Source organism: Cryomorpha ignava (genome assembly GCF_010686655.1).
Taxonomy (GTDB): Bacteria; Bacteroidota; Bacteroidia; order Flavobacteriales_D; family Cryomorphaceae; genus Cryomorpha; species Cryomorpha ignava.
In genome coordinates, this window is record NZ_JAAGVY010000077.1 from 1 (window position 1) to 10,686 (window position 10,686).

Here is a 10,686-nt window from a genome sequence, read left to right on the forward strand (position 1 = left end):
AAGTAGTCAGCTCTGACAAATTTTTAATATCTTTGGATTGCAGCATTTTTACGTATTTGGAATTACGCCTTTAAGATACTGTTTTTCAGAATCTTAAAGTAATAAAAATGCTGCACTTTTTAACTTTTCAATGTTAATTATCAACACAATAGCTCCTGCGAAACTTTAGTTATTAATTCAAATGGAACCTAAAACGTATCTCATGCAAAACCCTGAAGATAGAGATTTGCACTTTGATGAAGGCATCCAATATGGCTTTTTAGCTCAGGAAATGGAAGCAGTTTTTCCTGAAATTGTAAAGGATATTATAATTCCAGAGCGAATGGATTCAACCGGTTTCATTGAAGGAACTAGTATACCTTTAAAAGGAATAAAATACGAATCGTTGATTCCCATATTGGTAGCCGGTTTCAAAGAACAAAACACTACAGTAACTGATCAAGCCGCTCAAATTGCTCTTCAAAACGAAACAATAGCAAATTTAGAGGCAGAACTTGAAGCGCAAGCAAGTCAGCTGGAAGAAATGCAAAGCGATATGCAATCTGTTCTTGCAGCTGTACAAACCATGCAGCAAAAGACTGCGAATTGCTGCACCCCTAAACCAGGCAGCGGTGAAACGGGAGCGCTACTGAATGATAATCATAATGAACTGGAGCTTCAGCAAAATGTTCCAAACCCTTTTGACGATCAAACAAGAATTACTTTCAATCTACCACAAACTGCAGATGTAATTCTGGAAATTACTGATGCAACCGGTCGTCCGCTTGAAAGACTTATTGATGGAAAAATGAGTAGTGGAGAACATACTTCGTTGTGGGATGGATCAAAAGTAGCAAGCGGCATTTATTTCTACACGCTTTATGCAGATGGACAATTAATTACCAAAAAAATGATAAAACACTAGGTGATTCATCCTTAACGATTATTTAAGCGACCCGCACGGGTCGCTTTTTTATTTTAAGAATTTATTTTTGTCCGATACCAGTTTTAACGCCAATCGGGAATTTCTACGTCTACAACAGTTTAACTACCTTTGCAAAAGCATGGAGAAGAAAGTTGACATCAGAAAGTTGAGCGAAGCAGAGCTAATAGCTGCCGTAGAAGAAATGGGCGAAAAGAAATTTCGCGGAAAGCAGATTTACGAATGGCTGTGGTCTAAGCGAGCGCGGAGTTTTGACGAAATGACGAACCTTTCGTTTGACTTTCGCGAAAAGCTGAAAGAGAAATTTGAAATCTACTTCATTACCATTGCCGACAAGCAAATAAGTAGCGACGGCACCATAAAATACGCATTTAAGCTGCGCGAAGGTCATGTGGTAGAAGGAGTGCTTATTCCCACCGGAAACCGCACCACGGCTTGTATATCATCGCAAGTGGGTTGTAGCCTGGCTTGTGAATTTTGCGCTACAGGAAAGCTCAAGCTGATGAAGAATCTGGAAGCTTACGAAATTTACGATCAGGTAGCCGAAATTTACAAAGACGCTGAAATTCTACAGAGTAAACCCCTCCAGAACATCGTGTATATGGGCATGGGCGAGCCATTGCTCAATTACAAAAATATGCTCACTTCTACCCAGCGTATTTCTGACGATAAAGGTTTGGGTATGTCGCCAAAGCGTATTACCGTTTCTACTGCCGGTATTGCCAAAATGATAACCAAACTCGCTGACGACAATGTGCGGTTTAATCTGGCACTTTCGCTACACGCAGCCAATGACGAGAAGCGGAATAAAATAATGGGAATCAATGAAACCAATTCGCTGGAAGTTCTCGCCGAAGCATTGAAATACTTTTACCGCAAAACGGCAACACGGGTAACGTATGAATACATTATTTTTAAAGATTTCAACGATACTATCGACGATGCCCGCGAGCTACTCGCATTTTGTAAACATGTGCCCTGCAAAGTCAATATCATTGAATACAACCCCATAGATGGAGGCATATTTGAGCAAGCCGATCCCGAAAAAGTAGATGCCTTTGCCGAATTTTTAGAAGAGAATCATCAAATTGTAAATGTTCGCCGCAGTCGTGGAAAAGATATTGACGCAGCCTGCGGACAGCTGGCCAATAAAAATAAGGCTGTGCTTAAAGATATTGATTGATTGTCACAATCGAAAAGTGGTTTGCATTTGCTGTGCTACGTAAGCATTTCTATTCAGTAGAAAGTTGGATTGAATTCAGACCTCAAAAGTTTACTTGCTACGCTGCGTGAGAACGCGCCGCTTAGTTCAAAAGTCTTTGAGGTCTTTTGAGTTAGACCATATTCGAATATAAAAAGATAGTCTTTACTTCTATTTTTATCGGCTTTATTCTAAAACCCGAACCCTATTTTCACCCCCACTTCCAAACCCATAGCATATTCATATTTTTCTGCAATGTAATAGGCTGAAGGGTCATTGATGTCTGAACTTGTTACAATATGAAAATCCTTGTATACCAAAGCCACTCCGAGATAAACATCCACAAAAATATTACTGCGAACTGGCAGTGCCTGATAGCCAAGAATTATAGATCCTGATGTGAACAGACGGTTGTCTTCAAAAGAAATATCGGTAAGCGTACCGGCACTGTCAATCACGAAATAATCTGTTTTGTAAGATCTTACCGAGCAACCCAAAGCCAGATAAAGCCCGTTAAGCTCTCCTGAATCTTTAAAATACCTGCGTGCTGAAACCGACAGAGCATAACCGGTTTCAATATCAACATTCTCGCCCAGATTGTCTAAAGAATAGTCAAACCAACCTGCGGCATAATTTCTGCGGGTCAAACCCACACCAAACTCTGCGCTATACCGCGATTTGAAAATACGCTCGTAATAAATACTGAAATCGCCAAAAATAACCTGAAGTGGATCTATTTTCACCGCATTTCGAACAGCGTATAGCGAATCGGGCCAGTAAGCATCTTCAGATTCTTCGTGAATATTTTGACCAAAGCTGCTCAGAGATGCGAAAAGTAAAAAGAAGACGATATATTTGTAAGAAACAGGGTTTGGCACAAATGATGTTTTTAAGAGGGAATCGGGATGAAACATAAACAAATGAAGCATCAATTTTACGCAAAATCTATCTTATTGTTGCTATTGCTGGTGCCGTTTAGTCTTGCTTCGCAAGATAAACCCAACCTTATTTGGGGAAAACCCATAGAGAGCCTCAAAGGATATGAGATCAATCAAGTTTTTGGTGCCGATGATGATGTATTTTATGTTTTCAGACAAAACAAAAGAAAGAAATATCCATACGCCCTTCAGAAAATTTCTACCGATAGCCTCACAGTACTCGGTGAGCGAATTTTCAGCCTGTCTGAATTAAAAGGCAATGAACCCAAAATAATCCAAACCCTTAATATTGGCAGAAAGCTTTATTTTATTGCTACTACTACAGAGTCGGCAATCGATTCGGTAAATATTTACGCATATGAAATTTTGGACAAGCCGAATATTGAAGCCACTCCAACTTTGCTGGCCAGAGTCAATCGCAAGGCCCTAAATACAGAACGAGATTTTACTATTTTCAAAGACGATGGAAACGAGTTGTTTACCCTTATTCTTCCGCAGGAAACGGAACCACAGAAAAACGAGAAATTTGAGCTTTTGCTTTTTAACAGCCTTCTGGAAATGGTGAACTCAAAAATTATAGAATTGCCTTATCCTTCTAATGTTTTGGAATATACCGATGCTCTTGTTGATAGCTCTGGAGCAATTTATGTGTTGGCATCTATTATCAACCCATCGCTTTCAGCACTTAATAAAGACAGGAATATTGGCAGAAACTTCTCACTTTTTAAATATGGCTGGGAAACTGAAACACTTGTAGAAAAATCGCTTTCTCTTGGTTCAAAATGGCTTTATGATGTAAGGCTCTTTCTCAATAAGAACAATAATATTCAGGTAGCTGGCTACTATAGCAATATGGTGGATTTGATAATGGCGGGAACTTTTTCGCTGGAGCTGGATAAAACGACCGGCAAAATATTAAATCAGGGACTGAACCCATTTGACCGTGAGTTTAGAACCAAATTTAGACCCAAGGGAGGTAATATTTCTGAAACTGAACTCGGAATGTTCAATCTCGACTATGTGTTTCCAGCGGCAGATGGAGGTACTCAGTTTATCAGCGAAAAAAATTATACTGAAACATCAACCGTTTTTAATCCCGGCACGGGAACCTATTCTATTATAACGGTTTATAATTACGACGAAATTTTGCTCACCACAATTAATGAGTCAAGCAAGATTAAATATAATATTATGATTCCCAAATTTCAGTCGTCTACGAGTTTATATGACAGTTATACCTCGTACATCGCATTCAGCGAAAGCGATAAAACCTTTTTTATTTACAACGATAATGACCGGAATAGGGACTTAGGAGTAGATGCTTCGAGCGGCTACCGGCAGCTTACATCTGCGGCAAGCACTGTGGCAGTGCTTGTTGTGGTGCATAAAAATGGAGAAACGGTAAAGATTCCGCTATACACATCGAGTAAAGAAAAGCCGGTTCTGAACACAAATTTTTTCTATCAAACCCGCGATGGCGTAGTACTGCTGACCAATTCGGGATATGATTCACAATTCGTAAAGCTGAAACTCAGAGAATAGACCTTCAATGTGCGAATGAATTCGGATATTTGCGCCCTTAAATGATAAGCGTAAAAGAAATAAAGGCTTCAATAGCAGACGAGATGGACGAATTTGAAATTCGTTTCAAAAAGTCTATGAAAAGCAATACTCCGCTCATCGACAAAATAAGCCATTACATTATTAAGCGCAAGGGAAAGCAAATGCGCCCCATGTTTATATTCCTTACGGCAAAAGTTTGCGGAGAGGTAAACGACTCCACCTATACTGCTGCATCGCTTATAGAACTTTTGCACACTGCTACGCTCGTGCATGACGATGTGGTGGACGACGCCAATTTACGCCGCGGCTTTTTTTCTATAAATGCGCTTTGGAAGAATAAGATAGCGGTGTTGGTTGGTGATTTCCTGCTCTCTCGCGGACTGCTGTTAAGTATAGATGCCGGAGAGTTTGAGCTGCTTAGAATAGTGAGTACTGCTGTACGCGAAATGAGCGAGGGGGAGCTGCTACAAATGGAAAAGGCGCGTAAACTCAATATTACCGAAGAGGTTTACTTTGATATTATTCGTCAAAAAACGGCATCGCTTATTGCTGCTTGTTGCCAAAGCGGTGCCCACTCGGTAAATGCCGGCAAAGATGCAAATGAACGCATGAGGCTCTTTGGCGAAAAAGTGGGAATTGCATTTCAGATAAAAGACGATTTATTTGATTACAACACCAATGGCGATCAGATTGGAAAACCCACAGGTATTGATATTAAAGAAAAGAAAATGACCCTGCCGCTGATTTACGCCCTTTCAAAAGCATCGTCGGCCGATAAGCGATGGATTATACGAACCGTGAAACGCGACAATACCGACAAAGTAAAGGTGCAGCGCGTGATAGACTACGTATACGGAAGCGGTGGAATAGAATACGCACAGGAAATAATGCTTCAATACAGAAAGGAAGCTTTAGAAATTCTTCATAGCTTTGAAGAGGGAGAAGCTCGCACAGCGCTTGAAGGACTAGTGAATTATACGATTGAACGGAAGAAGTGATTGGCAATGGGTAATGAGCAATTACTTGCTGCGCTGCGTGAGGTCGCTTAGTTGGCAATAGGTAATGAGCAATAGGCAATTTTCAATAACGATCTTAATTACTACTCAAATCCTTCCAATTAGATTCTAATTCTTATTATACCGTGAGGTAAACTCCCCTTCCTGCATCCGACGAGGCTTTTCGCCGACGACCGGAGGGAGTGCGTATATAGAGGAATGCACGAGGGCGGCAATGAGCAATTACTTGCTGCGCTGCGTGAGGTCGCTTCGCTTAGTTGGCAATGGGCAATGGGCAAATTAGAATTTCGTGGAATTTAACCGTAGTTGCTGATCGCTCCGCGTGGGTATCCACCACGCGCCGTAATAATTAAATTGGAACTTTTTTGACCGCAGGGGCGGCAGTTAAGAAGTGAAATCAATAGGCAATGAGCAATAGGTAATGAGCAATAGGCAACTTGCAATAGGCAATAGGCAATGGGCAATACGCAATGGGCAATGAGCAATAGTGATGGGCAATGGACAACATTACTTGCTGCGCTGCGTGAGGTCGCTTAGTTGGCAATGAGCAATGGGCAAACGGCGTTATTAATTACAACTGGAATCCTTTCATTTAATTTCTAATATTCATTATACCGTGTCCTATTCTCTTTACAGATTTATTCTGAAAATTTATGTAATTGTAATTACTGTTATTAAATACCTCCAAGTTAAACTCTCTTGCGACCAGGCGTTAAAGGGGGTGTAGCCGCACAGATTATCCAAACTAAAAATCTTAATCATTAATATGGGTGCTCAACAAAGACAGGAGTTTTACTCAATAAAATTTCTAACGTGACAATGATTTGTGCGGGGACTCCCTTTAGATTTTATGAGTCCGTACGGAAGGGCTGGGGTGCGCGGAGGGGTTGAGCTACAAAAGTTTAGTTAATTATTGCCACACTATTTTAGAAATTAGTAAACTTGTGTAAAGAGATTAGTTCAGGGGCGGAGTGGGGAAAATCATAGAAAAAAACTAATTATTAGACTTCCTGTTTAATTAAATTGGTTTTTATCGCTTTGAATTATTCCGATATTTAAAGAATTTTAAAAACGTACTGGTAAAGTATTAAATTCCTTAATATGAATAAGTTGATCTTTGCATTACTTGGAATTTTATTGACGGCTTGTGGATCTTCAGAAAACGAAGGTCAGAAAGCTGCAGATAACACCGTAAAAATTGAAAGCCCTGCAAAGGATATTGTTGAATATTACGATAACGGGGCAGTCAAAATTCGCGGAAAGGAACGCGACGGCAAACGCATTGGCAAGTGGGAATCATTTTATTCGAATGGATACAAGTGGAGCGAAAGCGACTATAAAAACGGTTTTCGCGAAGGGCCAATTGTGGTTTTTTATAAAAATGGAATGATGCGTTACGATGGTCGTTATTATAATGATGAGCGCACAGGATTGTGGCAGTTTTACGATTCTACCGGAATTTTGATTAAAAAATTAAATATGGATAGTGCATCATTCGTTCCCGATTCATTAATTAGATAACAAGGCAAAGAAAAGTGATAGCCCGAGATACCATAGACAAGATTTTTGATGCCGCCCGGATAGAGGAAGTGGTTGGCGAATTTGTGCAGCTTAAAAAAGCCGGCTCAAATTACAAAGGTTTGAGTCCGTGGGGTAATGAAAAAACACCTTCGTTTTTTGTATCGCCTGCAAAGGGTATTTTTAAGGATTTTAGCTCCGGCAAAGGAGGAAATGCAGTTTCATTTTTGATGGAGCTCGAGAGTATGACCTATCCCGAAGCGCTTCGGTATCTGGCAAACAAGTACCAGATAGTGATAGAGGAAACAGAAATGGATCCGGCGCAAAAGCAAGAAGTGGGGCTGCGCGAAAGCCTGGCACTTATCAATAGTTTTGCGAATGAATATTTTATAAAGGCACTTTGGGAAAGCGAGGAAGGCAAATCTATTGGCCTAAGCTACTTTCGCGAGCGAGGATTTAATGATCAAACGATTAAAAAGTTTGAGCTTGGCTATTCATTCGATGAAAATGACGCCTTTTTAAAAGCTGCAAAAGAGGCGGGTTACAATGCCGATTTACTTATTAAGCTGGGCCTTACAAAAGAAGGTGATTACGGCAAGTACGATTTTTTTCGCGGACGCGTAATTTTCCCTATCAGAAATGTAAGCGGCAGATATATTGCCTTTGCAGGGCGTACCCTGCGAAGCGATAATAAGGTAAAGTATCTCAATTCGCCAGAAAGTGAATTGTACGACAAAAGTAGTAGCCTTTACGGCATTTTTGAGGCGAAGCGGAGTATTATAAAAGAAGATCTCTGTTTTTTAGTAGAGGGATATACCGATGTTATTTCGCTGCATCAGGCTGGGGTTGAATACGCAGTTTCTTCATCAGGTACTTCGCTCACACCAAGCCAAATAAAACTTATAAAGCGCTATACCAATAATGTTTCGCTGCTTTTTGACGGAGATCCCGCCGGTATTAAAGCCGCTTTGCGCGGAATAGATCTGCTGCTGGAAGAGGGGATGAACGTTAAGGTGGTGCTATTCCCGGAAGGGCATGACCCCGACTCCTTTGCACGATCGGTATCGGGCACCGAGCTGGAGCGCTACCTCAAAGAAGAGCCTAAAGACTTTACCGACTTTATGCTCGATGTAATGCTCGCTGATGGTGGTAACGATCCGATCAAAAAGGCAGAGGCCACGCGAAGACTCGTTCAAAGCCTTTCGCATATTACAGATCATATTGCGAGGAGCATTTATATTGAGCGTTGCAGCAAAAAACTCGAAATTCCCGAGCAGGCGTTGTACAATGAGCTGAATAAACTCTTGCGAAAGAAGCAACTGGCCCGCGCGGGTGTTGATCCCGAAATAATTACAAAAGTAGAAAATGAGAAAGTTCGGCATCAAAAAGAAGCCGAAGTAGTTAACTCCACCATTTTCGAGAAAGAAATAGCCCGGATTCTGCTGACCTATGGAAATCAGCAGATAATTGTTGAAATTAAAAATGAAGAAGATGTAGCTGAAGAGCTGGAGGTGATTGTGGCCGAATACATATTACACGACTTATCAACCGATGATATCAGATTTGACTCGCCGCTTTACAAAAGAATTATTGATGAGTTTCATTCCTTTTTTGAAGAAAATGAAATATTTCCCGATACCAATTACTTTGTAAACAATCCCGATCCTTCTTTTAGTGAAGCCATTGCCGGAATGATCGCAACACCATATGAATTGAGTGAAAACTGGGAAGCTCAGCACAAGATTTACACCGTGTCAGAACAGGGAAATTTGCGGAAGGCAGTTTTTGATCCGCTTATGCATCTAAAGCAGAGTCACGTAACACAAATGAGGGAAAAGTTGGAGAGAGCTATAAAAGCCGCAGAAAATGAAGAAGAAATCACGCTACTTCTCCAGGAAAAAATTAAATTAGACGGCATGAAAATGGAAGTCGGCAAATATTTTGGATCAACAATTATTTAATGAGCGACTTTTTTAATTATTCATTCTACAATTTAGATGTTTTCAATTTTACGATTGGAAATATTTTAATCGTCCTCCTAATCATAGTTGTAACAAAGCTTTTGCTGCGGATATACAGGATATTTGTCCATAAGAGAATACGCGCGCTGGATGTTTTTGATTACGAAAAAGAACAGATATTTTTAAAAGTTGGCCGAAGTATCATTATTGTCCTGTCTATTGTTGTCTCCATTTGGAGTCTTGGACTTTCAGACTTGGTTGCGCTAATATTTGGTTTTGAGCTGGTAAGAGCTTACGATATTTCCATCACCCTTGGTAAAATAATGCTCATCATCCTGGTTATCATCGTCACCAGGGTTTTATCGCGGCTAGTTCGAATCCTGCTTAAAAAGAATTTTTCTCGTAAAACCTGGATCGATGAGGGTAAGGAATACACCGTTTATAAACTTACCAAATATGCCCTTTACGGTGTCGGCTTGCTCATAGCCTTAAACAGTATTGGAATAAACATGAAACTCATCCTTGCGGGTGCTGGTGCACTTTTGGTGGGGCTCGGATTTGGACTTCAGTATCTTTTCTACGATATAATTTCAGGTTTAATTATTCTTTTTGAAGGGCCGGTAAAAGTGGGAGATGTGATTGAAGTTGAGGGTCTTGTGGCGCGCGTGCAGCAAATAGACATTCGCACATCTAAAGTTATGACGCGAGATGGGAAGTACATTATTATTCCCAATTCTAAACTTACCGGCGAGCGGGTGGTAAACTGGACTCATGGCGCGACACTTACCCGGTTTAATATTAAAATCGGAGTGGGCTTTAAAAGCGATACGGCATTGGTAAAAGATATTCTTTACAATTGTGCACTGCGTCATCCCGATGTAAGTAAGAATCGTGAGATAATTGTTCGGTTTGAGAATTTTGGCGAGAGTACACTCGATTTTGTTGTCTTTTTCTGGGCTAAGAAAACTTGGGTTGTAGAAACACTTCAGAGTGAAATCCGATTTGATATAAACCGACAGTTTAGAAAGCACGGAATTGATATTTCTTATCCACAACGCGATCTGCATTTTAAGACTACTTCTCCTGATTTTCATTTTCCGAATGGGCCTAAGGAGCCGGAGAAGCCGCAAGAGTAATGGCGGTTGGCGGTTGGTGATTGCTGTTTGGTTGAAATACAGGATTTTGAAATCGATGCATGTGAAGTTTAGTGGCACTCTATAAACTGTCTAATTTCTATACACATCGTGTTTAAAACTCCACTTTTAAAGTCCAATCTTATAACTATATGGCATTTTGGCGCCACGAGTTCTTGAAAGCGTTTTATAAATGAACATTGTTGAAAATCGACGCTTTGAGGTATTTGCCTGAGTTCGACGACCCTTTGGGAGTGCGTATGTATTATTCTTTGGGATTCAGACCGTCTTTAAATTACTTGCTTCGCTGGATTTCGACTGCGCTCAATGACCACGTGAGACAGCTACGCTTAGTTGAGGTGGAATGTAAAATTCTTTCCTCTAAATTTCAGTATCCAACGATGTCTTCACTCGATATAGCTCGCTATATCTTT

At 40.5% G+C, this 10,686-nt stretch carries 9 protein-coding genes; 8 read left to right on the plus strand and 1 reads right to left on the minus strand.

The window, feature by feature from the left end; genetic code table 11:
- Positions 1–181: 181 nt before the first annotated feature.
- Together G3O08_RS19925 and rlmN are read left to right on the plus strand one after the other, a co-directional pair.
- Positions 182–904, plus strand: a complete 723-nt coding sequence (locus G3O08_RS19925; RefSeq protein WP_262888995.1) for a T9SS type A sorting domain-containing protein — start codon at positions 182–184, stop codon at positions 902–904.
- A gap of 139 nt (positions 905–1,043) precedes the next feature.
- Positions 1,044–2,105 carry a 23S rRNA (adenine(2503)-C(2))-methyltransferase RlmN gene (gene rlmN / locus G3O08_RS19930; RefSeq protein ID WP_163287210.1) on the plus strand — a complete coding sequence of 354 codons (1,062 nt, stop codon included), beginning with the start codon at positions 1,044–1,046 and terminating at the stop codon, positions 2,103–2,105.
- Between the two features lie 209 nt (positions 2,106–2,314).
- Here the strand turns inward: rlmN and G3O08_RS19935 are convergent, their stop codons facing one another.
- A complete protein-coding gene (locus tag G3O08_RS19935; protein WP_163287211.1) occupies positions 2,315–3,052 on the minus strand; it encodes a hypothetical protein in 738 nt (245 codons plus the stop codon).
- On the opposite strand from G3O08_RS19935, the gene G3O08_RS19940 reads away from it, so the two are divergent.
- From G3O08_RS19940 to G3O08_RS21005, 6 genes are all read left to right on the plus strand, one after another.
- Positions 3,044–4,603, plus strand: coding sequence for a hypothetical protein (locus tag G3O08_RS19940; protein ID WP_163287212.1), 1,560 nt, complete (start codon positions 3,044–3,046; stop codon positions 4,601–4,603). The two genes, G3O08_RS19935 and G3O08_RS19940, sit on opposite strands and share 9 nt — an antisense overlap.
- A 41-nt stretch (positions 4,604–4,644) precedes the next feature.
- Positions 4,645–5,622, plus strand: coding sequence for a polyprenyl synthetase family protein (locus G3O08_RS19945; protein ID WP_163287213.1), 978 nt, complete (start codon positions 4,645–4,647; stop codon positions 5,620–5,622).
- A gap of 1,119 nt (positions 5,623–6,741) precedes the next feature.
- Positions 6,742–7,161: a toxin-antitoxin system YwqK family antitoxin gene (locus G3O08_RS19950; protein ID WP_163287214.1), complete on the plus strand. Its 420-nt coding sequence runs from the start codon at positions 6,742–6,744 to the stop codon at positions 7,159–7,161.
- A gap of 14 nt (positions 7,162–7,175) precedes the next feature.
- Complete coding sequence (gene dnaG / locus G3O08_RS19955; protein WP_163287215.1) at positions 7,176–9,119, plus strand: DNA primase; 1,944 nt, start codon at positions 7,176–7,178, stop codon at positions 9,117–9,119.
- Positions 9,119–10,255: a mechanosensitive ion channel family protein gene (locus G3O08_RS19960; protein ID WP_163287216.1), complete on the plus strand. Its 1,137-nt coding sequence runs from the start codon at positions 9,119–9,121 to the stop codon at positions 10,253–10,255. Before dnaG ends, G3O08_RS19960 begins: the two co-directional genes overlap by 1 nt.
- 200 nt (positions 10,256–10,455) lie before the next feature.
- Positions 10,456–10,686, plus strand: a 231-nt coding sequence (locus tag G3O08_RS21005) for a hypothetical protein (RefSeq protein WP_204336961.1), incomplete at its 3' end; no start/stop codon positions are given.

Bases quoted from the DNA above. Each gene is read 5' to 3' on its own strand.
- rlmN (WP_163287210.1), top strand. From the start codon at position 1,044: ATGGAGAAGAAAGTTGACATCAGAAAGTTGAGCGAAGCAGAGCTAATA.
- G3O08_RS19940 (WP_163287212.1), top strand. From the start codon at position 3,044: ATGAAGCATCAATTTTACGCAAAATCTATCTTATTGTTGCTATTGCTG.
- G3O08_RS19945 (WP_163287213.1), top strand. From the start codon at position 4,645: ATGATAAGCGTAAAAGAAATAAAGGCTTCAATAGCAGACGAGATGGAC.
- G3O08_RS19960 (WP_163287216.1), top strand. From the start codon at position 9,119: ATGAGCGACTTTTTTAATTATTCATTCTACAATTTAGATGTTTTCAAT.
- G3O08_RS19950 (WP_163287214.1), top strand. From the start codon at position 6,742: ATGAATAAGTTGATCTTTGCATTACTTGGAATTTTATTGACGGCTTGT.
- G3O08_RS19935 (WP_163287211.1), bottom strand. From the start codon at position 3,052: ATGCTTCATTTGTTTATGTTTCATCCCGATTCCCTCTTAAAAACATCA.
- G3O08_RS19925 (WP_262888995.1), top strand. From the start codon at position 182: ATGGAACCTAAAACGTATCTCATGCAAAACCCTGAAGATAGAGATTTG.